At 47.4% G+C, this 22,742-nt stretch carries 25 protein-coding genes and 2 riboswitches; of the genes, 20 read left to right on the top strand and 5 right to left on the bottom strand.

Features of this window, described 5'->3' with window-relative positions; all coding sequences use genetic code 11:
• Positions 1 to 104: 104 nt before the first annotated feature.
• The 5 genes from AAV35_RS08600 (at position 105) to AAV35_RS08585 (ending at position 2,905) form a co-directional block, all read left to right on the top strand.
• Positions 105 to 911 (top strand): 2OG-Fe dioxygenase family protein, encoded by an 807-nt coding sequence (locus tag AAV35_RS08600; protein WP_008592391.1) that lies wholly within the window; start codon positions 105 to 107, stop codon positions 909 to 911.
• Between the two features lie 156 nt (positions 912 to 1,067).
• The gene (locus AAV35_RS08595) at positions 1,068 to 1,685 is read left to right on the top strand and encodes an HAD family hydrolase (RefSeq protein ID WP_008592389.1); all 618 of its coding nucleotides are present in this window, start codon (positions 1,068 to 1,070) and stop codon (positions 1,683 to 1,685) included.
• 25 nt (positions 1,686 to 1,710) lie between these two features.
• On the top strand, positions 1,711 to 2,178 hold the full coding sequence (locus AAV35_RS08590; protein WP_008592387.1) for a hypothetical protein: 468 nt from the start codon (positions 1,711 to 1,713) through the stop codon (positions 2,176 to 2,178).
• On the top strand, positions 2,175 to 2,351 hold the full coding sequence (locus AAV35_RS14370) for a hypothetical protein (RefSeq protein WP_156330919.1): 177 nt from the start codon (positions 2,175 to 2,177) through the stop codon (positions 2,349 to 2,351). The genes AAV35_RS08590 and AAV35_RS14370 overlap by 4 nt, the downstream gene beginning before the upstream one ends.
• Positions 2,348 to 2,905 carry a DUF488 domain-containing protein gene (locus AAV35_RS08585; protein WP_008592385.1) on the top strand — a complete coding sequence of 186 codons (558 nt, stop codon included), beginning with the start codon at positions 2,348 to 2,350 and terminating at the stop codon, positions 2,903 to 2,905. Before AAV35_RS14370 ends, AAV35_RS08585 begins: the two co-directional genes overlap by 4 nt.
• Before the next feature lie 65 nt (positions 2,906 to 2,970).
• On the opposite strand, the gene AAV35_RS08580 is transcribed toward AAV35_RS08585, so the two are convergent.
• Both AAV35_RS08580 and AAV35_RS08575 read right to left on the bottom strand, forming a co-directional pair.
• Positions 2,971 to 3,780 carry an ABC transporter permease subunit gene (locus AAV35_RS08580; protein WP_008592382.1) on the bottom strand — a complete coding sequence of 270 codons (810 nt, stop codon included), beginning with the start codon at positions 3,778 to 3,780 and terminating at the stop codon, positions 2,971 to 2,973.
• Positions 3,777 to 4,664: an ABC transporter ATP-binding protein gene (locus AAV35_RS08575; RefSeq protein ID WP_008592380.1), complete on the bottom strand. Its 888-nt coding sequence runs from the start codon at positions 4,662 to 4,664 to the stop codon at positions 3,777 to 3,779. Before AAV35_RS08575 ends, AAV35_RS08580 begins: the two co-directional genes overlap by 4 nt.
• A 170-nt stretch (positions 4,665 to 4,834) precedes the next feature.
• Positions 4,835 to 4,943: riboswitch (TPP riboswitch) on the top strand.
• A 76-nt stretch (positions 4,944 to 5,019) separates the two neighbouring features.
• On the opposite strand from AAV35_RS08575, the gene thiW reads away from it, so the two are divergent.
• The 5 genes from thiW to thiE all read left to right on the top strand — a co-directional run bounded on the left by thiW (position 5,020) and on the right by thiE (position 8,470).
• Positions 5,020 to 5,505, top strand: a complete 486-nt coding sequence (gene thiW, locus AAV35_RS08570) for an energy coupling factor transporter S component ThiW (RefSeq protein WP_008592378.1) — start codon at positions 5,020 to 5,022, stop codon at positions 5,503 to 5,505.
• Between the two features lie 4 nt (positions 5,506 to 5,509).
• Positions 5,510 to 5,612: riboswitch (TPP riboswitch) on the top strand.
• Positions 5,613 to 5,647: 35 nt separating this feature from the next.
• Positions 5,648 to 6,334: a thiaminase II gene (tenA, locus tag AAV35_RS08565; protein ID WP_008592375.1), complete on the top strand. Its 687-nt coding sequence runs from the start codon at positions 5,648 to 5,650 to the stop codon at positions 6,332 to 6,334.
• A complete protein-coding gene (gene thiD / locus AAV35_RS08560; RefSeq protein ID WP_008592373.1) occupies positions 6,331 to 7,131 on the top strand; it encodes a bifunctional hydroxymethylpyrimidine kinase/phosphomethylpyrimidine kinase in 801 nt (266 codons plus the stop codon). The genes tenA and thiD overlap by 4 nt, the downstream gene beginning before the upstream one ends.
• The gene (gene thiM, locus AAV35_RS08555; RefSeq protein ID WP_008592371.1) at positions 7,128 to 7,865 is read left to right on the top strand and encodes a hydroxyethylthiazole kinase; all 738 of its coding nucleotides are present in this window, start codon (positions 7,128 to 7,130) and stop codon (positions 7,863 to 7,865) included. The genes thiD and thiM overlap by 4 nt, the downstream gene beginning before the upstream one ends.
• Positions 7,862 to 8,470, top strand: coding sequence for a thiamine phosphate synthase (gene thiE, locus AAV35_RS08550; RefSeq protein ID WP_008592369.1), 609 nt, complete (start codon positions 7,862 to 7,864; stop codon positions 8,468 to 8,470). The genes thiM and thiE overlap by 4 nt, the downstream gene beginning before the upstream one ends.
• Before the next feature lie 381 nt (positions 8,471 to 8,851).
• On the opposite strand, the gene galE is transcribed toward thiE, so the two are convergent.
• The gene (gene galE, locus AAV35_RS08545) at positions 8,852 to 9,868 is read right to left on the bottom strand and encodes a UDP-glucose 4-epimerase GalE (protein ID WP_008592368.1); all 1,017 of its coding nucleotides are present in this window, start codon (positions 9,866 to 9,868) and stop codon (positions 8,852 to 8,854) included.
• A gap of 161 nt (positions 9,869 to 10,029) precedes the next feature.
• On the bottom strand, positions 10,030 to 10,881 hold the full coding sequence (locus AAV35_RS08540) for a glycoside hydrolase family 191 protein (RefSeq protein ID WP_008592365.1): 852 nt from the start codon (positions 10,879 to 10,881) through the stop codon (positions 10,030 to 10,032).
• 114 nt (positions 10,882 to 10,995) lie between these two features.
• Between AAV35_RS08540 and AAV35_RS08535 the strand changes: the two genes are divergently transcribed.
• The 8 genes from AAV35_RS08535 to AAV35_RS08500 all read left to right on the top strand — a co-directional run bounded on the left by AAV35_RS08535 (position 10,996) and on the right by AAV35_RS08500 (position 20,687).
• Entirely contained in the window at positions 10,996 to 12,231 is a 1,236-nt protein-coding gene (locus tag AAV35_RS08535) for a hypothetical protein (RefSeq protein ID WP_008592363.1), read from the top strand.
• Positions 12,221 to 13,150, top strand: coding sequence for a hypothetical protein (locus tag AAV35_RS08530; protein ID WP_008592361.1), 930 nt, complete (start codon positions 12,221 to 12,223; stop codon positions 13,148 to 13,150). The genes AAV35_RS08535 and AAV35_RS08530 overlap by 11 nt, the downstream gene beginning before the upstream one ends.
• Positions 13,147 to 14,979, top strand: a complete 1,833-nt coding sequence (locus tag AAV35_RS08525; RefSeq protein ID WP_008592359.1) for a DUF2194 domain-containing protein — start codon at positions 13,147 to 13,149, stop codon at positions 14,977 to 14,979. Before AAV35_RS08530 ends, AAV35_RS08525 begins: the two co-directional genes overlap by 4 nt.
• Positions 14,976 to 16,397: a GT4 family glycosyltransferase PelF gene (gene pelF, locus AAV35_RS08520; RefSeq protein WP_008592357.1), complete on the top strand. Its 1,422-nt coding sequence runs from the start codon at positions 14,976 to 14,978 to the stop codon at positions 16,395 to 16,397. The genes AAV35_RS08525 and pelF overlap by 4 nt, the downstream gene beginning before the upstream one ends.
• The gene (gene pelG / locus AAV35_RS08515; RefSeq protein ID WP_008592356.1) at positions 16,378 to 17,850 is read left to right on the top strand and encodes an exopolysaccharide Pel transporter PelG; all 1,473 of its coding nucleotides are present in this window, start codon (positions 16,378 to 16,380) and stop codon (positions 17,848 to 17,850) included. The genes pelF and pelG overlap by 20 nt, the downstream gene beginning before the upstream one ends.
• 30 nt (positions 17,851 to 17,880) lie before the next feature.
• Positions 17,881 to 18,402, top strand: a complete 522-nt coding sequence (locus AAV35_RS08510) for a GNAT family N-acetyltransferase (RefSeq protein WP_008592354.1) — start codon at positions 17,881 to 17,883, stop codon at positions 18,400 to 18,402.
• 176 nt (positions 18,403 to 18,578) lie between these two features.
• Complete coding sequence (locus AAV35_RS08505) at positions 18,579 to 19,025, top strand: immunoglobulin-like domain-containing protein (RefSeq protein WP_008592352.1); 447 nt, start codon at positions 18,579 to 18,581, stop codon at positions 19,023 to 19,025.
• 144 nt (positions 19,026 to 19,169) lie between these two features.
• Positions 19,170 to 20,687, top strand: a complete 1,518-nt coding sequence (locus tag AAV35_RS08500) for a potassium/proton antiporter (RefSeq protein ID WP_008592350.1) — start codon at positions 19,170 to 19,172, stop codon at positions 20,685 to 20,687.
• 73 nt (positions 20,688 to 20,760) lie between these two features.
• On the opposite strand, the gene AAV35_RS08495 is transcribed toward AAV35_RS08500, so the two are convergent.
• The gene (locus AAV35_RS08495) at positions 20,761 to 21,483 is read right to left on the bottom strand and encodes a 3-ketoacyl-ACP reductase (protein WP_008592348.1); all 723 of its coding nucleotides are present in this window, start codon (positions 21,481 to 21,483) and stop codon (positions 20,761 to 20,763) included.
• 185 nt (positions 21,484 to 21,668) lie between these two features.
• Between AAV35_RS08495 and AAV35_RS08490 the strand changes: the two genes are divergently transcribed.
• Complete coding sequence (locus AAV35_RS08490) at positions 21,669 to 22,031, top strand: CidA/LrgA family protein (protein ID WP_008592346.1); 363 nt, start codon at positions 21,669 to 21,671, stop codon at positions 22,029 to 22,031.
• A complete protein-coding gene (locus AAV35_RS08485) occupies positions 22,031 to 22,705 on the top strand; it encodes an LrgB family protein (RefSeq protein WP_008592344.1) in 675 nt (224 codons plus the stop codon). The genes AAV35_RS08490 and AAV35_RS08485 overlap by 1 nt, the downstream gene beginning before the upstream one ends.
• Positions 22,706 to 22,742 lie beyond the last annotated feature (37 nt).

The raw sequence follows: 22,742 nt of genomic DNA, 5'->3' as shown, positions 1-22,742 counted from the left end.
CGGCATTCGTACGTACCGGTTTTTAATTTGAATCAGCCAATATTGACCGGCGGTATTTTACACCATAAGAAAAGTATTATTATGAGCAACAGGAGGAGAAGAAAGTGAGTTATTTGAAACGTTTCGGGTATGAATATTACGATCTGAAAAATATACTGAAGACCCGTCACCTTGAAGAAGAGCTGGAGGAAATCAAACAGGAGTTCGCTACGCTGCCGGCAGACTCGTATGCGCAGGAACTGAACAGATACAGAAGATACGGGAGAGCGGTGATTATACCGGGCACAGGCCATGTCCAGTGGTTGCCTTCCGTTCGGACCGAAGAGGGAGAAATGTACAAGTATTTCCAGGGGAGCTTCAACCCTGAATATACGGACAGCGCCCGTGATTTTCCGGCTATTTCAGAGAAAATGCGGGAGAACCGTCTGCTTGATGACATCATTCTGTTCGATTACAGACAGACGTTCTGGAGAGAGGAAGACCTTCTTCTCCCTATTCACGCCGGGGTTCATTTTGTGAAACTGGAAGTGGATAATGAACAGGAAATTGCAGTGTCTTCTCCGAACCATCTCCATCAGGACGGGGAACCATTCACGTTCGCCCATCTTGTCCATCGTCAGAACGCAGAAGGGGGCGGGAATGCTATAGGCACTCCTCATGTAGCGGGAGAAGTACCGGAAAACGTAAACGAGAAACAGCTGCTGAAGCAGATGACGCTGACTTCCCCTCTCGAATCATATGGAGTGTTCGATCCGATGGTCAGTCATTATGTTGCTCCCGTAACGAAAGGGAAAGAAGAAATGAAGGGGGAACGTTCGATGATACTGATTGATTTCCAGCCCACTGTCTGTCCTGACCCGGAGGAGATTTCAAAACAGTTGAGACAGGGAAACTTAATGTTCGCCGACTGACAAACAAAATGCACAGAGGGAGGCGAAATCGCTCTCTTGCCACGAGTCTTTGTCCATATAGGGTACAGGAAAGATTACGAAAATAACAAATTGCTCATTGCCTGTTCAGGACGGAACGGATGCAAGATTATGGGCCGTAAAAAGGAGTGATGATTCATGGATAGTGTTATCTTTGATTTAGACGGGACTCTATGGGATCCCATTTCCACGGTGAAAGATGCCTGGAATGAAACAATTCAGGCACATCGTCCCGAAGAAAAAGAACTTAGTCGGGAAGATATGGAATCTATAATGGGACTCCAAACAGAAGAAGTAGTTAAGAAGTTATTCCCGCATCTTGATCAGTCTGAGGGTGAAAAGATTATCCACAATTGTTTTGAAGCGGAGATCGAAGTAATTAAAAAACAGGGTGGGGAATTATACGAAGGGGTGGAACGTACTCTGCAGCACCTTTATAACAACTATCCTCTGTTTATCGTAAGTAACTGCCAGGACGGCTATATTGAAGCGTTTCTTCAGGCCCATCAGCTGGAGAAATATTTTAAGGACTTTGAAAATCCTGGACGTACCGGCCTCTCCAAAGCAGAGAATATTCAGCTCGTGGTGAAAAGAAACGATCTTAACAGCCCGATTTATGTGGGGGATACCTCGGGAGATAAAGAAGCCGCTCAAAGTGCAGGCCTTCCTTTCTACTACGCATCCTACGGATTTGGTGAGGTGGACAGGGCCGAGCAGACGATTGAAACATTCGCCGATCTACAGTCTCTGTTATAATCGGTATCTTGATTGGAGGGTATCTATGGAGTATCGTTATAAAGATTCCAAGAAGTGGAAGCGTGAGGGCCTCAAATCTCTGTGGCAGGCAATGGCTGCTGTTGCAGCCAACATTATTACTATGGCCTCGATAGACCCTTCCCCTCTGCTTCTCAGTTTCATCCAAATTGTGACAGGAGTCATCATTATTTCCGGGGTAATAAACACTTTCTACTTTTTTACGAGATCGGGAAAAGAATATATAACAGTCGATGACCAGGCTGTACTCATACGCAATGGCCCGTTTTTCAATAAAAAAGAAGTGCTTCTCGGGGACATGACGGGACTTGTGGAAAGAGAAGAAGAGCTCGTCATTGAATACGGAAAAAAGCGCAGAGAAACACTGGTGGAAAAGGAAAATCTTTCAGAAGAAGACTTTCGGGACTTTAAACAGGAAATAAGGAACAAAGCGGAAAGAAACTCAGAAAGATTTAGAAGGGGAGGAAAAGAATGATATTTTTTTACATACTGATGGCAGCGTTCGTCGGGCTGATCACTCTTGGGTGGAGAGGAGCGATCCTGGGCTTTGTGATAGGGATTGTTTACGCAGTAGTCGAGATCAACGCAAAAAAAATTACCAGACTGGAAGAAGAGGTTCGCCGGTTAAAGCAGGGTTCCCGGGAATGAGGAAACCTTACATATATACGATTGGACACTCTTCCCACTCGAAACAGTTCTTTCTTTCTATGCTGAAAGAGGCGAAAGTGAATGCGGTGGCGGATGTACGGGCGTTTCCGGCGAGTCGTAAGTTTTCCCATTTCAATCAGGAGAACATGAAGAAGTGGCTGGCGGGGGGAGGGTTTTCATACTCCTACCACCCTCTCCTTGCAGGACGACGCAATAAAGCAGGCCACGTGCAGTCGAAGGTGAACGGAGCCTGGGAGAACCAGTCCTTTCACAATTATGCAGACTATACACTGACGGAGGAGTTCAGGGAAGGAATAGTCGGGCTCGAAGCACTGGCCGGTGAGAAGGATGTTGCGTATTTTTGTGCGGAAAGACACCCGTCCCGCTGTCACAGACTGCTTGTCAGTAACTGGCTGGAAGCGAACGGATGGGATGTCTATCATATTTTAGATGAAAAGGATGGAATTTCCCTGGTAAAACACGAGCAGGGCCGGTGGGGAGCGATGCCTATCATCGAGAAAGACGGGGTGGTCGTGTATCCGGAAAACGGGTGAAAGAAACATGCCGGGGGCCTGATTCCTTTTGAACCTGAGTATCGATCTTCCTGTATGGCAGACTTTTACAACGGGAGGTTCCGATGCCTGAACAGAAGGATCGCCAGAGTATAAGCAAGGATTCCAATACCCGTAAGTATGAGAGAAGATGTCCATACTTCCGCATCTCCTCCGGCGATTTTTCCGGGTTCATAAAGCGAAAAGGGAGTGATGTTCCGTAACCAGTCGACATCGGTCACAATCTTTCCAATCATATTCATTCCGTAAAAAAGGAAGGTCAACCCGCCTGCTGTCGCTAACGCCGACCTCTCATCGTTCAGCAGGGAAGACACGAGGAAAGAGTACCCCCCTACTGCAAAAAATAACAAAAACCCCACAAAGTTGATCTGAAAAAAATCTTTCATGGCTATCGCATTCTGCTCATCTATCAGCAGTTCGCCGGCAGCCAGTCCCCCGCCGAAATTCAGGACATGTATAATGATAAGACCGCTCAGCAGAACCATCATCTGAGTAAAAGCAATCTGAACCCTGGAGATTCTGGTGGAAAGGAGATAAGCCATGGAACCCCGGTCCACAAGTTTTGCCAGCAACTGCACCGCACTCATTACGCTGAACACACCCAAAATAAGCAGGTAGAATAATCCGTAGTATTCCGCTGAAATAAACTGGCCATAGTTGCCGAAAGCTTCCAGTCCGAGAGCTCTTAATAGAGAATCAGGGAACAGTTCCATCATGCTTTCCATTTCATCGAGATTGTCCGCAAAGAGGGGGAACAGCGACGTCATAAGAACTACATAAATAGCGGAAACGAGACCGAAGCCGAGGAATAATTTAATATTTGATTTCATCATTTGTTTATAAAGCGGAAAATTCATGACCCGGCCTCCTCTGCATCATAGTAATCCATAAATATCTGTTCCAGACTCTGGGTGCCGGCACTGATATTTTTGACGCTGTACTTCGATAATTCGTGGATAAAATTATCAAAGTCCCCCTGGACTTCGACCCGTACGAATAACCCCTCCGTTTTTTTAATGGAAAGCCTGGATTCCTTCATAGCTTCAACATCTTCGGACCGGGTCAGTGTGACATCGAAGACCTTACGTTGCATGGATTGCAGTTCGTGTATATCCTTGACCGTAACAATCTCTCCGTTCCGGATGATAGCTGCACGATCGCACGTTCGTTCGATCTCCGAAAAGCTGTGGGAGGACATCAGAAAGGTTTTTCCCTTTTCCTTCTCTTCCAGCACGAGCTCGACGAAAAGCTTTTGCATAAGGGGGTCCAGTCCGGAGGTGGGTTCATCCAGAATATATACATCGGGGTCGTGCATAAATGTCGCAACGATTCCGACCTTCTGTTTCATGCCTTTGGACATCTTCCGGATAGGAGTATCGGGATCAAACTGGAGACGCTGAATCAGGCTGGTCCGTTTGCTCTTGTCCGTGATCCCCTGCATTCCTGCCATCATATCGAGAAAGTCGCTCCCTGTCATTCCTTCGAGAAAAGCGATCTCCCCCGGTAAATAACCGATTCTTCCCCGTGCTTTCGCCTGATTCTTCCACGTATCATAACCGTCAATTACAGCACTCCCCTTTTGAGGTTTCATATACCCGAGGAGATGACGGATAGTCGTGGATTTACCAGATCCGTTAGGTCCGAGAAACCCGAACACTTCCCCTTCCTTCACTTCAAAAGAGACGTTGAAAATCCCTTTGCCATTCGTAAACCGCCGGGTAAGATTGTCGATGCGAATCATTGCTTACACCCCTTACTGTAGCAAAAAGACTGCTTTTTCTAAATTCTATTACTCTCTCCGGGATTGTCAATGCCTCCTTGTGGAAATTACTGATATTTTCAAAAAAACGGTTCAGATGGTGCAAAAGATTCTGGCTTTTGTTATACTGAAGTCGTCCAAGTGAATAAGTAATCAACTACTAGGGGTGTCCGTGGAACGGACTGAGAGGAAAGAATGACTTTCCGACTCTCTGGACCTGATCTGGATCATACCAGCGTGGGGAAGTAGTCAACATACCATTGACGAACCGGGTCCTGTAATACAGGACCCGGTTTTTTTGCTTCTTCTTCTGCCTGGGATAAAAGGGGGGAGAATTATGAATCGCACAAAACTGCTTACGACCATGGCTGTGCTTACTGCACTCGGAACGCTCGGGGCACAGATGCTGTGGTTTCCGGCCGGAATAGCAAAGGCCTATCCGGTCCAGCATGCCGTCAACGTCGTCGCTGCCGTTACGCTTGGACCGCTGCCGGCGGTGACGATAGCTTTCCTGATAGCTGTGTTGCGGAACCTGTTAGGTCTCGGCACTCTGCTAGCATTTCCGGGGGGTATGATCGGGGCTTTTGTGGCGGGAGTGACATATCACTACACGAAGCGTATCGGGGGAGCGGTAACCGGTGAAATCATCGGGACAGGATTATTCGGATCTCTTGCTTCCGTACCGATCGCCAATCTGTTGATGGGTACAGGCGCCGGGGTTTTCGCTTTTGTACCGTCATTCGCTGTAAGTACCGTGACCGGGGCGCTGATAGGCTGGATGGTCGCAGTCCGGCTGAAACAGGCAGCTATCGTGACAACTTAATTATTTGAACTGCTGGGGGCGCGGATATCGCTGAGATAAGGTTTTGCCTTAGTCCCTTTGAACCTGATGCGGGTCATGCCGCCGAAGGGAAGCACTCTGCACATGGGGGCTTCCTTTATACTAAAACGAGGAGGCTATTTTTATGTCATTTACGAAAGAATTAAGAAGAGAAAATGAAGATGTATTTCAGGCGATTTTCGATCACCCGTTTGTCCAGGGTCTTGGCGAAGGTGAACTGCCGAAAGAAGCGGTGGCTCACTACGTAAAAGCGGACTATGAATACTTGAATACCTTCCTTACCCTTTATGGCACGGCCATTTCCCAATCCGACAGTCGGGAGGATATAACATTTTTTCATAATCAGATCGCCTTTGTGCTGGGGGATGAGATACATCCACACCGCAATTTAAGCGATTACGCAGGCACCCCGTACGAAAATCTTCAGGGTTATCCGATGCCACCGACGGCGGATCATTATCGTGCTCACATGAAGAGTGTGGCCACAGAAGGTCTGCTCGGAAAAACAATTGCGGCTATGCTTCCCTGTCCGTGGACTTACGATGAAATCGGAAAAGAATTGAAACGGCGTTTCTCTCCGGAACCGGACCATCCTTTCTATGAGTGGATTGAATTCTATGCCGATGATTCTATTGCCGAAACCACCGGCTACATGATGAAACGTCTGGATGAGGAAGCGGAGCGGGCATCTCCGGAAGACAGGCGGAAAATGAAAGAGGCTTTCCGGAAAAGCTGTCAGTTGGAACTCGCTTTCTGGGAAATGTCCTATTCACTGGAAGAATGGCCTGCAGGAAAGGAGACGGCGAGATGAGACCATATACAGCACTGACAATCGCAGGATCCGATTCCGGAGGCGGAGCCGGGATTCAGGCGGATATCAAGACGATGGAAGAATGGCAGGTGTACGGGATGTCTGTGCTGACTTCTTTGACCGCCCAGAACACTATGGGAGTCCGGGAGGTTCATCACGTACCTGTTCCATTCCTTACTGCTCAGCTTAAAAGTATTGAAGAGGATCTGCCTGTGGATGCTATCAAAACCGGAATGATTTCATCGAAAGAAGCTGCACGCACAGTAGGGGAATGGATCGGGGCCCGGCGGAAACCATACGTCTGTGACCCCGTCATGGTAACCGCGAGCGGTCATCCTCTTATGGAAGAGGAGACGAGGGAGGCGCTTTCCGAATATCTTTTTCCTCATGCTGATGTCGTCACTCCGAATATTCCGGAAGCGGAAACGCTGCTTAGGATGACTATTAAGACAGAAGCTGATATGGAAGAAGCGGCAGGACTGTTTGTAGAAAAACTCGGCAGCCGCGGCGCGCTCATTAAAGGCGGACATCTGGATGGAGAAGCTGTCGATGTATTGTATGACGGAGAAATTATGAGGACATACAGAGAAGCGCGCATTAAAACGGATAATACCCATGGCACAGGCTGTACGTATGCTTCGGCTATCGCGGCGAATCTGGCGCGGGGACGGACGCTTCCTGTAGCTGTAGAGAAGGCTAAACATTTTATTACCGAAGCTATCCGTCATTCTTTCGATCTCGGTTCAGGGAGCGGCCCTACGAATCACTGGGCCGGCAGAAGGGGGGAGGTCAAATGATGGAAGAGCGTGTAAGAGGAAAAAGACCGCTGGTTCACCACATTACGAATGAAGTAGTGATGAATTTCTCTGCGAACGGCCTCCTGGCTTTCGGGGGGAGCCCGGTTATGGCGAAAGAAAGAGAAGAAGTCGCAGACATAGCAGGGGCGGCCGATGCTCTTGTATTGAATATCGGCACGCTCCGGAGCAGTGACGTGGAAACGATGATAGCAGCAGGAAAAGCAGCTAATGAGAAGGGTATTCCTATACTGCTGGACCCGGTGGGGGCAGGAGCGAGTACCTTCCGGAAAAATGCAGTCAGAAAAATAACAGAAGAGCTGGACGTAGCCGTCGTGAAAGGGAACGCCGGGGAAATCGCTGCTCTCGCAGACATACCACTGAAAGTGAAAGGTGTGGATTCGGAAGAAAGCGGAGATTCCACAGATATCGCCCTGAGGGCTTCGGAGAAACTGAACACCTGCGTAGTAGTGACGGGAGCAACAGATATAGTAGCGGAAAACGGCAATTATACAACGTCTTCCTACGGTTCTCCTCTGCTTACGCAGGTTACAGGGTCGGGGTGTCTCCTCGGGACGCTGATTGCCGCCTGTCTCACGGTTGAGGATGAAAAAGAGAAAGCGGTACTTTTTGCAGTGGAATTTTATAATAAAGCTGCGGAGAGGGCGGAAGCGAACTCCCATGGTCCGGGATCTTTCGCCGTTTCTCTTCTCGATGAACTGGGGGGAGATGTATGAGTGATTATCTTCATACCTATTTCATTATGGGAAGCCAAAACTGTAAAAAAGACCCTGTGGAAACTCTGCGGCGAGCCATCAGGGGAGGGATCACCGCTTTTCAGTTCAGGGAAAAAGGAGAAGGATCGTTGATGGGCGCCGAAAAAGTCAAGCTTGGCCACCGTCTGCGGGAAGTATGCCACGAGCATGAAATCCCTTTTTTCGTAAATGATGATATTGAGCTGGCACGTGAATGGAAAGCGGACGGTGTTCACATCGGGCAGGAAGATACGGAAGTAGAAAAAGTTAGAGATCGTTTTCCGGATCTTATAATCGGATTATCCGTATCCACCCCGGAAGAACTGGAGCAGAGCCGGTACGAGCTGGCAGATTATCTCGGAGTGGGACCCGTGTTCAAAACTTCGTCGAAGCAGGATGCGAAAGACGTAATAGGAATAGAAGGACTTCGGACGATTCAGAACAGAGCCGGCTTGCCGGTGGTCGCCATAGGAGGTATACACGAAGGTAACGTACAGAAAGTTAGAGAGACCGGTGCCGGGATAAGCGTTATTTCCGCCATCGCAAGTAATGAAGATCCTTTCAGCGGTGTGCAGCGATTATTATAATGAAAGCATAGGAAACCCCGGTCGCTGCAGCAGTGACCGGGGCAGTTTTGTAATTTATGACCGATATATAAATGCAGAAACAAAAAAATCCTTCTACCTGGGCAGAAGGACAAGACAGCCTAAGAAGCTCGGACGAGTGATAAGTGCGTGCAGATGAGTCGTTCCGCAAAGAGGAATAACTCTCACTTTCACTGAACGATCCTCTATTATGTATCGACTGTATCTGTTCATTATACATAACAAAATTCGATACGTAAATGCATATAATGCTTTTCTGTAAACATCGGGCAAAGGTAATAGGTCAAATTGCTACAGGGGTTTCCTGGAAGCGTTTGTAGCAATCTGACCCGGGTTTCTGCTGCTGATCTGTTTTTTTTCGGATTATTTACCTGAAGCATAACCGTAAGGGTTATGGCTGCGCCATCGCCAGGTGTCCTCACACATATCGGTAATGGATTTTTCCGCTTTCCATCCCAGCTTTTCCTCGGCTTTTGAAGGGTTTGCATAGCAGGAGGCTACGTCACCTTCGCGGCGGCCGGTCACTTCATAAGGTACAGAACGACCGGAAGCTGATTCGAAAGCCCGGACGAGCTGAAGTACGCTGTAACCTTCCCCGGTGCCGAGGTTATAGATTTCATGACCCGATCCCTGCATTGCTTTATCCAATGCTTTTACATGGCCGAGAGCAAGGTCTGTTACGTGGATATAGTCACGTACCCCCGTTCCGTCAACGGTCGGATAATCATCGCCGTAAACGGTGAGCTTTTCGTATTGTCCCAGAGCTACTTTTGCAACATAAGGCATGAGATTATTCGGAGTTCCATTCGGTGACTCGCCGATTTTTCCGCTCGGGTGAGCGCCGATCGGGTTGAAATAGCGCAGAATGGAAATGCTCCATTCGGAATCAGCGTTCCAAAGATCTGCCAGAACCTCTTCAATCATCAGTTTCGTTCTTCCATAAGGATTGATGGCAGACACCGGGAAGTCCTCCGTTATCGGGTTGAATGCCGGTTTCCCGTAGACCGTAGCGGAAGAAGAGAATATGATGGTTTTCACATTAAATTCGGTCATGACTTCCAGCAGTACGAAAGTAGCCGTCAAATTATTTTTGTAGTACGTGAGAGGAAGGGAGACCGAATCATTCACCGATTTGAGACCTGCCATGTGTATAACAGCTTCAATCGTGTGCTTCGAGAAAATCTCCTCGAGGGCACTCCGGTCCAGCAGGTCGTTTTCGTAGAATGTTATCGTTCCGCCGGTAATTTCCTCGACTCTCGCCAGGGACTCTTTTCGACTGTTCGACAGGTTGTCGATGACAGCAATGTCATACCCTTCGTTCAAAAGTTCCACGCATATATGATTTCCGATGAAACCTGCGCCTCCTGTAATAAGAATCATAGGCTACCCTCCTGTTTTTATTCTTATCCATAAAATTACATGAAAGAAGAAGTGAAAACAACCGGAATCTGATAATATAGAACTATATAAACTCAATTGAGTTCTTTTCGGAAAGTTCCGGCTTCCCGTAACTGAAGGTAGTCGGGAATGGTGGCATCATTCTACCATTCGTTATAATTTGTCGGTTCATGGTAATGTTTGAAGCGATTTGCAGTAGAAAGTCCTTTGCTTTCCCCGGGCTGCTGATGAGAAACTGTCAGTACTTCAACCCCATCCATTTCACGAACTTTCCGCAATTTATAGACTTGGTCCTGGGCCCACTCATCGTATACGACATCGCTGAAGTGGAAACCTTCCCACATAATACCATCTACGTACGGAGAGGAGGCGGTGGCCAGCGTATCGAATCCCCAGTTCTGTATCAGAGAAAGATCCGGGTGCCTGTCTTTGAGAAGAGTCAGCCAGTCCGTCAATCCTTCCCGCTGTGCGTGAAGAACCTGAGGGTCACCGCCATGCTCATTATCGATGTTTCCTACAGTATCGAGAAAAGCTCCGTCCAGTCCTTTATCGACAATCTGCTTCTGAACTTCGTCTGCCATAACTTTCTGATAGTGAGAGGAAGTTATGTCGGTCAGGTAGGAGTCCCATTCTTCGTAGTAAACTCGTTTACTATTGCGAACGAAGAAGTCTTCTTCTTTTAACTTCTGGAACAGCGGAGTATTCCACTGGTCGGCTTCCATCGTATTAATATACCCGTACACGAGCGTACCGTCTTTTCTTATTTCTTCTATCTGTTGGTTTGTGTAGTAGAAAGGCTCAATAATCATTACATCATACTCGCTCATCTCGTCTATAATCGCAGGAGTCGGAGCATCGTAATAGATTTTATAAGTTTCTATGTGAGCGAGGGGCGACTCTTTTGAAGCGGTGATACGATCCGAGACCAGAAAAGCGGAGAAAGCGAACAGCAGGGAAGTCAGCAGGTAGACGGGTAATCGTTTTTTTCTTTTCAAAGAACATTTCTCCTGTTAAAAAAGTATTTTTTGTAATTACTATTATATACAATTGTGACAATTAAATATACTTATTTCGAAAGTATTCCGAACGAACCAAAAAGGGGTGATGAGATGATTTACAGACAATCAAGCATAATCAGGAAATCCATTGAACTGATTCTGGTCATTGCAGGGTTGGGAATGATAGATCAAATACTCGGGTTAGAGATGAGAGAATGGACATTGAATCCTTTTCTTATAACGGTACTTTTATTTTCTCTCAGGTACGGTTTGACGATCGGTATAAGCAGTTTCCTTCTTGTGCTGGCTTACTATCTGGCGGATATGGTGATTGGAGGAGGGGACGTATTCCTTGTATTCTACAGCTTCGACCGTTTTATTAATGTCGCGCTATTGCTCCTGGTTGCCGTCATCGGAGGGATGTACGGCACAAGTTTCCGGGAAAGATATGAGTCTCTCAGTGACCGTAACTCCGAACTTTACGAAGAGAATGAAAACGTGAAAGAGGTCATCCAGTCCGTGGAAGAGTCGATGAAAGCGATGCAAAACCGCGTTCTGGAAAGCGAGTACACCTTGACCAGAATTTACCAGGTAGGAAAAGCGCTTGATCAGCCGACCCCTTATCTCATACGGAACGAAGCGATTGAGATCATTTCGGATTTATTTCAGTCCCGGGAAGTAGCCATCTATCATGTGGACGCATCATTCAGTGCGATGAGGCTCAGTGTGAAAAGAGGCGGGCCTGATGCGTTTTTGCAGACCATTTTCGTTTCCGGAGAGGATTCGATGCTTCAGAGATTATTTTCGAATAAAACGGTGACGATCCGTTCTGTTGAAGATGATGAAGACGCTCCGGTGCTGGCAGGCCCAATTATTCAAAACGGCAAAGTACAGGAAGTGCTGATCATCAACGATCTCGATTTTGAACGGTTGACGAATTATGAAATACAGATTCTTTCCGTTCTGCTGGATTGGCTTTCGGACCGGATTGAAAAATCCCGGGCATCTATGCAGAAAGAAGAAGAGAAGAAAATGTATCCGGGGACACGTATTTATTTCAAGGAAGCTTTTGAAGAAAAAGTCATCGAGCAGCAGGACCGTAAAGAGAAGTTCGATGTCGATTATAGTGTGATAGAGGTGCCGTACGTCAACGCCGGAACAGTGTCGAAAGTTGAAATGGAAATCATTTTGCGCTCTTACCTCCGGGAAGTGGATATAGTCGGGTTCGAGGAAGGCACCGGAGTGTTTTATTTCCTGCTTCCGGGAACCGGTCCGGAAAATGCCGGCATCGTAAAGGATCGTATACAGAAAGTTATGGATGAGAAGGTTGTGCAGTATGTTCAATAACTTCACACAACCGGTATGGATACTCACATTTTATTTTATTCACGGTGTTCTGGCTTTTCTTTTGCTGCTTTTTCTTCAGAAAAGGGCGGAAGAAGAAGAACAGGGAGTAGTGCTGTGGATTTTTACTGTAAGCTTATTTCTCCCTGTAATCGGAGAAATTTTTGGAGGGATGGTCTGGTATATGGCCAGACGCTTCGGCAGCAATGACATACTGGAATCATACGAGGAGTACGTTACTTATAAGCCGCCGATGCTGGAGCAGATCAGATATGAAGCAAGAGCAAGCTATGATATGCAGCCGTTCTCCGAGACTCTTACGGATTTTGAAGCACGATCTAAACAGGATGCGATTATGAGGCTGATAAATTCGGACGTCTCCAGAAAAGGGCATTACGTAAATCTCGGACTAACAAACCAGAACTCGGAAATGGTCCACTACGCTGCTACCACCCGGAACCTGCTGATAGACAACCACGAGAAGGAAATTCAGCTCGCAAAATCGGAATACACTCCAGGTGATACGACCAGATTAAAGACGCTGTTATCAGCCTATGAACGATTTCTGAAAAGTGAGCTGCTGGAAGGTCCTTCCCTTTCGAGACTCGAGAAGGAGTACAAAGGTTTCATGGAGGAAGAACTTGCTTCCGGCAATGACCGCCCCTTGCTCCTTGAAAGACTTGGAGAGTTTCATCTGTATCGGGGTGATCCTTCCACCGGAGTGGAAATACTCGAAAGTATGAATGAAAAGCACCCTCTTCAGGCCGAAGGATATCTGGTACTTCTCCGTTATTATTACGGAAGAAAAGATTGGAAAAAGATACGCAGCGTGCTGAGTGCCTTGAAAGAAAACGTCCCGAAGACCAATATACCGGAATCCAGACGTTTCATTGTTGAACATTTGCTGGGGGAAGAATTATGAAAAAACACACAATTCAATTGAGCATAACCTTCGCTGTACTGCTGATAGGCATGGTGACTATTCTGCAGCTCATCAGAATGGAAACGTTCCAGCAGTGGTTTCCTCCCAACTCCTCACCGGAGAATGAGTTCCCGGTAATGACTGCGGAAGAGCCGAAGAAGGGGGAGGAGGAACTCAAGGTATTTCTTCACCAGAATGAGAGTGACCTGTCCGAGGGAGCCATCGGAAATATGAAACAGGCCCTCGAGTATGCAAAAGTGCCATACGAACAGGTAGGCAGGGAGGAGATAAAAAACATTGCCCCTTCCCCTTATTCGATAATAGTTCTTGCCGGAGAACATTCCGAAGAGTGGCCGAGGGACGTTATCACCGAGTTTGTGGAAGAAGGCGGACGGGTGATGATCGCCGGCCGTTTTGTCGATTCGGATTGGAACGATCTTCTTGGTATTAAGAAAGCGGAGGGATACAAAGGCGATCTGCACGGTATTTCTTTCGAACAGGAACTGTTCCCCGGTTACGTGGATCTTGGTGCATCCTCTGAACTTTTTTCCCACAGTATCGCCGATGTTGAACTGAAAGAAGAGGTAGCGGTGCCTCTTACAGTGGAAGAAGAGCCGCTTATGTGGATCCATGAAAGAGGCAAAGGGAAAGTGATGTTCTGGAATTCAACCATCACTGTGGGTAAAACTACGAGGGGAATGCTGCTTCAATCACTCTCCATGCTTCCGCCTGCTTTCGTCAGTGCCCAGGCCTCCATTAAAGTTTTTCATATCGACGACTTTCCGTCCCCTATTCCTTTTGAAACTCCGGAGAAAATAGAGCAGGAGTATGATAAATCAATACGTGATTTTTACACAGACGTATGGTGGGAGGATATGAAAGAGATCGGAGAGAACCATGACTTCACGTACACGGGTTACTTAATAGGTACGTACAGGGATGATACGGAATTGAAAGGGAAAGAGATCCGGGAAAATCTCCGTTATCCTATGCTCTACTTCGGCCGTGATTTATTGAGTGAAGGAGGAGAACTTGGTCTGCACGGGTATAACCACCAGTCCCTGGTCACCCCTTCCGAACCGATAGATGAGACGCTCGGATATGTACCGTGGAAGAATAACCGGCAGATGGTGGAAATGATTAAGGAAGTGGAAGGTGTTTTCAAATACTATTTTCCTGACGAAGAGATCAAATCCTACGTTCCTCCTTCCAACGTAATCAACACGACCGGAATTAAAGCGCTGGAACAGTCGCTTCCTGAATTAAAGACAATCAGTTCATTATATATCGGGGGAGACAAGGGAAGTCTTGAACAGGAATTCGGGCCGGGCGATGTTAAGAACAACCTTTATTATTTTCCGCGAATGACGAGCGGATATGCAGAAAGTCCGGAAGACCAGTTTCTCCAGACAGACGTTATTGCTAACTTTGGTGTTTTCTCCCACTTCGTCCACCCGGATGACGTACTGGATTCCTACAGGGCACAAGGCAGAAACTGGAGCCAGATGCGTTCCAGGTTACAGGATATGGGAGAGCACGTTAAAGAAAACTACCCTTACCTGGAAGCCATGACCCAGTCGAACGCTACGAAAAAAATGAAAAGTTATCAGGAATCGGAACTGACGGTATCCTATAAGGAAGACCGGATCGTTATTACAGGGGATGAAATCCTGAAACCGAGTGAGTTTCTCATCAGGCTGGAGAATGGCAAGTTTCTCAATGAAGGAAAATATTCTTATGGTAGTGTGGACGAATTAAGTGAAGGATTATACCGGGTGACTGTTAAAGAGCCGGAAGCTGAGATCCTTATTAAGGAGCGGGGCAAATGAAAATAGGTATGATCGTGGAAGGGAGTTATCCTTACGTCAGTGGGGGAGTGGCCAACTGGGTACAAATGATGATTCAGAGAATGCCCGAACATGAATTTGAAATTGTCGCTATCACACCGAAACAGATGACGGAAAAAGACTATCGTTACACTTTGCCGGAGAACGTAACCGGCGTAACCAACCTTCCATTGAACATGAAACAAAAAAAGAAGATGAAAAAACAAAGGCTTTCTGCAGAAGAAGAGGAAGCACTCACCGAATGGATGATGTTCCGGAAGACCAGTGATACGGCGCTGAATATGCTGAGCGGAAGGCTGGGAGATCCTTCCGAGTTCTTCTCGAGCCGGCTGTTCTGGCATATCGTACAAAGCAGCTATGAAGAAGAAAAGCAGACGGCTTCTTTTATTGAATATCTCTTTATGTGGAAAGGAATGTTCTCGCCGGTTATTGAACTGCTGCAGTTCGATTTTCCGGACGTGGATCTGGTCCAGTCCGTTTCCACCGGTTATGCCGGGCTGATAGGAGCCGCCATGAAACAGCAGCAGGACATTCCTTTTATTTTGACAGAGCACGGGATCTATTCCCGGGAGCGCGAGGAAGAAATTTTGCAGGCGGCATGGATCGCCGATTATTACAAAGAGCGCTGGGTGAAATTTTTCCATCACTTGTCCCTGCAGGCGTACACGGAAGCGGATGATGTGATTACGCTGTTTGAGAGAAACAGTGAACTGCAGGAGACGCTTGGGGCACCTGCCGGGAAGTTACATGTTGTACCTAACGGAATCGACTATGAGCGGCTGGGCGCTATCCAAAAATCCGAAAAAGGTAAGGATACGTTGATTATTGGCGCTATCGTACGGGTAGTTCCGATCAAAGATATCAAGACGATGATCCAGGCCGCTAATCTTCTGGCCGAGAAGTCCATTCCATTTGAAATGTACATAATGGGCCCGCTCGATGAAGAAGAAGATTACGCAGAGGAATGCAGGCGTCTTATCAATCAGCTGGAACTCGAGAACTCCGTCTTTCTGACAGGCAAAGTGAATATAAGTGATTATCTGCCGACATTTGATGTGTGCTTACTTACCAGTATTTCCGAAGGCCAGCCGCTCGCAGTTCTGGAAGGAATGGCTGCCGGAGTCCCGTGGGTAGTTACAGACGTGGGGTCCTGTTCCGAACTGATTCTCGGAGGTGAAGGTGATCCGTACGGACCGGCAGGATTTGTCGTGCCACCGGTAAAGCCGCTACAGGTAGCGGAAAAATGTGAGTGGATGTACGCTCATCCGGAGGAGACTGTAAAGTTCGGCTGGAACGGTAAAAAACGTGTGGAGACGTATTATCAATTGAACCAGTTGATTGAACAGTACAGAGAATTGTATCAGAGGAGGGAAGAAGCTTATGGCAGGCATCGGGTTTAGATTACAGAAACTGTTCCAGGAGGATTACTTTTCTTCCCGTTTCAAAGCATATGTCTTCGCAGGACTGGTGACAGCAGGCCCGTGGCTCATCGTTATCGTTACCATTACCCTGATCCAGTGGCTCACCACTCAATTCATCGATATAAGCCGGCAGGAAAATGAACTGTTCACGCTGTCGGTAGCGTACTGTTTCATTTTTTCCCAGGTGATTTTCGGTATTCAGCAGTTGGTCGTTACGCGGTATCTTGCAGACCTGATATTTGAAAACCGTTCGAAAGAAATATTTGCAACATTCATAGGAATGACGAAGCTGACTCTGATGATTGCATCGGTCACCTGGTTGCTGTTCCTCTGGTTCTCCGAGCTTCCTTTTCACTTTAATGTTCTGATATTGGCATTATTTGTTACTATTAACCTGATTTGGGTAATGTTTTTATTCTTAAGTGCGGCTAAGTTTTACCAGGCCGTGGCGTACAGTTTTCTGAGCGGGGCTGTCATTTCCATTATCCTTATTGTCTGGATGGGGTTCAATGTGCAAATGTTCACATTCGCAGAACACAGTCTCAGCTTCTTTCTGCTTCTCGGTTTTACGAGCGGGATGATCGTAACGCTGTTTGGACTCCTGCTTTCTATGCTTATGACTTTTGGAGAGAAAACGGTCGAAGGCCAGTTCAGCTACTTAAGTTATTTTGATAAGTACCCGTCTCTATTCTGGACGGGCTTTCTGTATAACGCAGGGGTGTGGGTCTGTAACTGGGTAATATGGTTCGGGCCGGGGGGCTCTTCCCTCTTTGATACTTTCCTTTATCATAGAATATACGATACGGCCGTTTTCCTTTCTTATCTGACAATCATCCCTGCTCTTATCATTTTCGTGGTTTCCGTGGAAACACGTTTTTATGAAAGGTACCGGATTTTCTACGGGAATGTCAACGAAGGCGGAACTCTCGGTGAAATCAGGAAGGCTAAAGAGAAAATGCAGCGTGTATTGAGACAGGAGCTGGAGGGTCTCTTCCGGAGTCAGGGGGTTTTTTCCCTGTTCGTTATTCTGTTCATCGGTTACCTGACAGCTTTTCTCAGTTTCGAGGACGAAATTATTTCCATCTTCCGATTTACGGCAGTCGGAGCGTTTTCAAACGCTATGGTACTTATAGTTACTCTCATTCTTCTTTACTTTGAGGATCGGCGGGGAGCTATGTACACATCAATCATGTTCTTCAGTCTGAACCTGATTCTGTCTCTGGTGTTTTTGCCTCTTGGATACGATGGATACGGGCTCAGCTTCTCCATAGGCTCCACGGCCTCTTTCCTGTTCGCTATGGTAAGGCTGGCCGTTTTTATCGATCAGGTGGATTACCATGCTTTCTGCCGTCCTCATGACCGGTCAAACAGACAGGGGAGGTTGGTTTTTTCGAAAATGGGAAAATGGCTGAACGAAAGAAGATTCATATAACTGTTTCAGCTACGCGGAAGGAGGAATCATATGGAAATAAGAAGCGCACGCCTGGAAGACGCGCCCGGCGTTGCGAAAGTTCAGGTGGAGACCTGGAAGACGACGTATCGGGGGATTGTACCGGAGGGATACCTGAACCGGATGACCCCGGAGAACAGAAGGGAGAAATGGGAAAAGATTATCGAAAAAGGTATGGTTTACGTGGCGGTGAATGAAGAAGAGGAGATTACGGGATTTGCAAGCGGAGGTCCGAGCCGATCTCCTCAACTTCATCCGCATGAAGCGGAGCTGTACGCCATTTATATAAGAGAAGATGACCAGGGGAAGGGGCTTGGCAGAAAACTGCTCACTCCCGTCGTGAATGAGCTTATGGAAGGCGGACGGTCTTCGATGCTCGTATACGTTCTGGCTGAAAATGAATCCAGATATTTTTACGAAGCGCTGGGCGCAAAACTACTCGATAAAATAAAAATCGGGATAGACGGAAAAACGCTGAATGAGCTGATCTATGGATGGGATGACATCTCCGGTCTCGCCACTCCGCCCGAATAAATACAGCTCGCGGCAAATTGAGGGGAGCGGGGGCACGATAAGATTGGTTGATAATTGGAAAATATTCCTCTATCCTTTGAATTGTCAGAATTGTTATAATTATGGCAGGGATGTAATGTGCTGGAAAATGAAGCTCAGGTACCGGTGAAGTTTTACTGATTCAGGGGGGAGCGGCGTTGAATAGAGCGGTGATTGTGATATGTATGGTTTTGCTTGCAGGCTGTCAATCAGGTTATCCGACGAGTGAGTATGGTCAACTCCCGCATACGGAAAACGAAGTTACCTTTAAAGCGGAATCGGAAGTCGATAATGGGGAAAACGGAGTGCACTTTTACATCATCAATGCAAGTGAGGCCCCCGTTTTTTATGATATGGGGTATAAAATAGAAAAAGAAACGGACGGAACGTGGAAAGAACTGCCGTTCGATGAAGAAATTCCATTTCGGGAACGGGCCAAAGAAGTGAAGCCGGGAGAGAGTTTCGAATCTGCTGTTGTGCTTGATGAAATAAAATCCGATTTTGAACCGGGAGTATATCGGGTGATAGTAACGATGACCGAATCGCGTGAAACGGAAGAAGTTTTCAGACTCGCTTCCGAATTCAGGGTTCTTCCGGTCACCTGAAAATAAAACCGGATGATAATCGCGCTTCTCTGCCAGAAGTTGAGGTGGGGGAGTCTTTAATGAAATTTTGATTTTAATATAAAATTCCTATAATCTTAAAGTAGGGATTTATATTAACTTTCAAAAGGAGAATCCAATCTATCTATGTTCCTTAACTCGTTTGGCACAAACGGTTTCTTACTATTAGCGGCGTTTCTATTATTCAGCGGCATCATTGTTGCCAAGTTCTCCAGTCGCTGGGGCATCCCTTCCCTGATTCTGTTTATAATGGTCGGGATGGTGACGGGCAGTGACGGGCTGGGGCTGGTTTACTTCCATGATGCAGGTACTGCGCAGATCATCGGTGTCTTCGCTCTCGTCATCATTTTGTTTGAGGGTGGCCTGCACACAAAATGGGCGACCGTTAAGTCTGTAGCGCTTCCTTCTCTCTCCCTCGCAACTCTCGGTGTGCTGATCACCTCTTTACTCATCGGGTTCAGTGCTTATTTCCTTTTCAACTTTTCGCTTCTTGAAGGTATGCTGCTCGGAGCGATCGTCGGTTCAACCGATGCGGCCGCTGTCTTTGCCGCTTTAAAAGAAAGGAACATCAAGGCTAAAATGGGAGCGACGCTTGAAGCTGAATCAGGGACGAACGATCCGATGGCAGTGTTTCTCACTCTGTCCCTTATTGAGCTTATCGCCGCTAACGATGGCAGTATATGGGCTATGATCCCGACCTTTTTTGTGCAGATGGGACTCGGTCTTCTCTTTGGCCTGGCGGTCGGAAAAATCGGTTCTCTGTCAATCAACAATATAAGGCTGGACTCAAGTGCTCTTTATCCGATTCTTTCCGTGGCATTTGCTCTGATTACATACAGTATCACTGCGTTCGCAGGGGGCAGCGGATTTCTTGCAGTATATGTGGCAGCTCTCGTTATCGGAAACAGTGAGCTGACTTACCGGTATTCGATTTTTCAATTCAATGAAGGGTTTGCATGGATGGCGCAGATTCTGATGTTTATTATTCTCGGACTGCTCGTATATCCCGGACAGTTATTCACCGCAGAGATTATGGGGAACGGGTTCCTTCTTGCCTTCATTCTCATTATCGTTGCGCGGCCCGTTGCCGTATTTCTTTCCCTCATTAAAATGAACTATACAGTGAAAGAGAAAATCTTCATTTCCTGGGCCGGCCTCCGCGGAGCCGTGCCGATTGTACTGGCCACATTCCCGATCGTTGAGGGACTGGAGGCAAGTCGCGATATCTTCAACATCGTCTTCTTTATCGTCCTCTCCTCCGCACTTGTTCAGGGGTCGACGATTTCGAATTTCGCAAACAAACTCGAACTCGTGGGGAAGAAGAAGGATGTACCGCATCATTCCATCGAATTGATTTCAATGGGGAAAGCCCAGGCGGAAATGATACAGTTCCAGACGAACAGGGAGTCAGCTGTCGTCGGGAAGAAACTGCATGAAATCTCTTTTCCCAACCGGGCCAACATAAGCGCGATCATCCGGGAGAACCGGGTCATTACGCCGTACGGGGAAACAGAAATCAAGGAAGGGGATTTCCTCTACATTCTCGTGGAAGCCGCTTATAAAGAACGTCTGAAAAAGGTGCTCGAAGAACGCGTGCCACGTCCGGAAACTGGCGTAGACAGGGATACGGATAAAGATGACTGACCCGCTTCTCAATCCCTGGCATATATATAAAGCCTTTCCCCGTTCAGGAGGAAAGGCTTTTTTGTAATAAATATCAGAAAGGGTTGGTTGCCCACTGGAGAGACTGTTTAATGAAGATGCGCGGGTGAAGCTTCAGCTGCGCCACCATGTATTCAGCCAGATCCTCCGGCTGCATGAATTTCTGTTCATCATTTTTATCAGGGTTATCACCGAATGCGAGTTCAGTTGCTACCAGACTCGGGTTCATGGTAAAGACGCGGATATTATGCGGACGCACTTCCTGCATCAGTGCTTCGGTCATTCCCTGAACGGCAAATTTGGAAGCACTGTAAGAAGTGGAGCCCGCGGTGCCTTTCAGACCGTTACTCGAGGAGATGTTGATCATATCTCCCCCGTTTTTCTCGATCATGTCCGGAAGTACAGCACGGGTCATGTGATACATACCGAACAGGTTGATTTCCACTGTCCGCTTCCAGTCGTCAGGGTCCGTGTCCAGGAAGTTACCGTGCAGGCCGACCCCTGCGTTATTGATAAGAATGTCGGCTTTCCCGAGCTTTTCTTTCAGACCGGAAACCGCTTTCTCCGTCTCTTCAAGATCAGAGATGTCCACGGCAGCGTACTCCGCTTTTACTCCGTATTTCTCTGCCTCTTCTTTCACCTGCTGAAGTTTCGTTTCGGTACGGGCAATGAGCCCGACATGAACGCCTTCCTGCGCGAATTCGATAGCTGTCGCCTTACCGATGCCGCTGCCGGCCCCGGTAATGTATGCAACTTTACCCTTAATGTCTTGTCCCATAAGTAATTCCTCCTTCATTTAAGTACATACTTCCAACTTAAAGAGTAACATGAATAATGGAACTGCTCATTCGTCCTGTTTTTTCAAAGGAGCCTTCATAACGATAGAAGTACGGGAAAAATCCACCAATAATATGATAATATAGGGAGAAACGATCGTACCGGAACGAAGAAAGGGGAGTGTGTATGCAACTCGGAGGAAAGATTGTTCTGCAGGTGGCAGGACTATTCGTTTTATACTACATAGGAAGCAAACTCCAGGAGTGGAGCGGGCTCCCGGTGCCCGGAAGTATAATCGGTCTTCTGCTTCTTCTGACTCTGCTCCTGACCGGAGTGCTCCCGGCCGGTTGGGTCGATCACGGTGCAGGTTTTATGCTTGCGTACCTGCCATTGTTCTTTGTGCCGGTTACGGTGGGAATCATTGAGTACCCCGTGCTGCTGAGCGGTACGGGTATCGTTATGATTATAATGACGATTACGGGGACGTGGCTGACGATGTTCATCGCCGGCTTTACGAGTGAAAAACTGTCGAAAAAAGGAGGAGCGTAATGGCTTTTATAATGCTTCTGCTTACGATTTTCACCTTTTTATTGATGGGCAAAATTTATTCTGAATACCGCACACCCCTGCTCACTCCGGTGCTTACTACTGTAGCTGTGATGGTTGCCATACTTCTTATAACCGGAGTTTCGTATGAGACATATATGGAGGGGGCGGTGTGGGTCGACCGCATGCTGGGGCCGGCCGTCGTGGCGCTGGCTTACCCGATGTACCGGCAGCGGGCTGTTCTGAAGAAACACTTTCTCCCGATTGTCGTTAGTGTCATTGTCGGCGTCATTACAGCTTTCGGTTCGGGATATGCGATGGCGACGGCTCTCGGGCTGGAGCGTGAACTGCTCCTTACCATTCTGCCGAAGTCTCTGACTACACCGATTGCGGTGCCGGTAGCTTCCGAAATAGGCGGCATTCCTTCGATGGCAGTAGCTTTCACGATGATTGCAGGATTTACCGCCATATTGACCTCCCCCTTATTTTTTAAATATATTCCATTCGGTAACACAGGAAAGGGGATAGCACTGGGCACGGCTGCTCACGGGCTCGGTACTTCAAAAGCTGTGGAGTACGGGGAAGAAACTGTATCAATGAGTTCTGTGGCAATGAGTCTGGCTGCCATCATCGGTTCTTTTTTCGGGCCATTTTTCGTTTGGCTTCTGGCTATTTGACGATTAAGAATGAAAGAAATGTGGAAATAGTGGGGCA

It is taken from the genome of Salimicrobium jeotgali (assembly GCF_001685435.2).
In the GTDB taxonomy this organism is placed as follows: Bacteria; Bacillota; Bacilli; order Bacillales; family Halobacillaceae; genus Salimicrobium; species Salimicrobium album.
Note: the sequence above shows the minus strand (reverse complement) of the source record. Positions and strands in the feature narration are given on the sequence as shown.

Excerpts from the sequence above, each read along its gene's own strand:
- tenA (WP_008592375.1), top strand. The coding sequence starts at position 5,648 with ATGTCATTTACGAAAGAATTAAGAAGAGAAAATGAAGATGTATTTCAG.
- AAV35_RS08595 (WP_008592389.1), top strand. The coding sequence starts at position 1,068 with ATGGATAGTGTTATCTTTGATTTAGACGGGACTCTATGGGATCCCATT.
- AAV35_RS08580 (WP_008592382.1), bottom strand. The coding sequence starts at position 3,780 with ATGAATTTTCCGCTTTATAAACAAATGATGAAATCAAATATTAAATTA.
- pelG (WP_008592356.1), top strand. The coding sequence starts at position 16,378 with ATGGCAGGCATCGGGTTTAGATTACAGAAACTGTTCCAGGAGGATTAC.
- pelF (WP_008592357.1), top strand. The coding sequence starts at position 14,976 with ATGAAAATAGGTATGATCGTGGAAGGGAGTTATCCTTACGTCAGTGGG.
- AAV35_RS08575 (WP_008592380.1), bottom strand. The coding sequence starts at position 4,664 with ATGATTCGCATCGACAATCTTACCCGGCGGTTTACGAATGGCAAAGGG.
- AAV35_RS14370 (WP_156330919.1), top strand. The coding sequence starts at position 2,175 with ATGATATTTTTTTACATACTGATGGCAGCGTTCGTCGGGCTGATCACT.
- AAV35_RS08585 (WP_008592385.1), top strand. The coding sequence starts at position 2,348 with ATGAGGAAACCTTACATATATACGATTGGACACTCTTCCCACTCGAAA.
- AAV35_RS08490 (WP_008592346.1), top strand. The coding sequence starts at position 21,669 with ATGCAACTCGGAGGAAAGATTGTTCTGCAGGTGGCAGGACTATTCGTT.
- AAV35_RS08500 (WP_008592350.1), top strand. The coding sequence starts at position 19,170 with ATGTTCCTTAACTCGTTTGGCACAAACGGTTTCTTACTATTAGCGGCG.
- thiM (WP_008592371.1), top strand. The coding sequence starts at position 7,128 with ATGATGGAAGAGCGTGTAAGAGGAAAAAGACCGCTGGTTCACCACATT.
- AAV35_RS08525 (WP_008592359.1), top strand. The coding sequence starts at position 13,147 with ATGAAAAAACACACAATTCAATTGAGCATAACCTTCGCTGTACTGCTG.
- AAV35_RS08495 (WP_008592348.1), bottom strand. The coding sequence starts at position 21,483 with ATGGGACAAGACATTAAGGGTAAAGTTGCATACATTACCGGGGCCGGC.
- thiE (WP_008592369.1), top strand. The coding sequence starts at position 7,862 with ATGAGTGATTATCTTCATACCTATTTCATTATGGGAAGCCAAAACTGT.
- AAV35_RS08590 (WP_008592387.1), top strand. The coding sequence starts at position 1,711 with ATGGAGTATCGTTATAAAGATTCCAAGAAGTGGAAGCGTGAGGGCCTC.
- galE (WP_008592368.1), bottom strand. The coding sequence starts at position 9,868 with ATGATTCTTATTACAGGAGGCGCAGGTTTCATCGGAAATCATATATGC.
- thiD (WP_008592373.1), top strand. The coding sequence starts at position 6,331 with ATGAGACCATATACAGCACTGACAATCGCAGGATCCGATTCCGGAGGC.
- AAV35_RS08510 (WP_008592354.1), top strand. The coding sequence starts at position 17,881 with ATGGAAATAAGAAGCGCACGCCTGGAAGACGCGCCCGGCGTTGCGAAA.
- AAV35_RS08530 (WP_008592361.1), top strand. The coding sequence starts at position 12,221 with ATGTTCAATAACTTCACACAACCGGTATGGATACTCACATTTTATTTT.
- AAV35_RS08485 (WP_008592344.1), top strand. The coding sequence starts at position 22,031 with ATGGCTTTTATAATGCTTCTGCTTACGATTTTCACCTTTTTATTGATG.
- AAV35_RS08535 (WP_008592363.1), top strand. The coding sequence starts at position 10,996 with ATGATTTACAGACAATCAAGCATAATCAGGAAATCCATTGAACTGATT.
- thiW (WP_008592378.1), top strand. The coding sequence starts at position 5,020 with ATGAATCGCACAAAACTGCTTACGACCATGGCTGTGCTTACTGCACTC.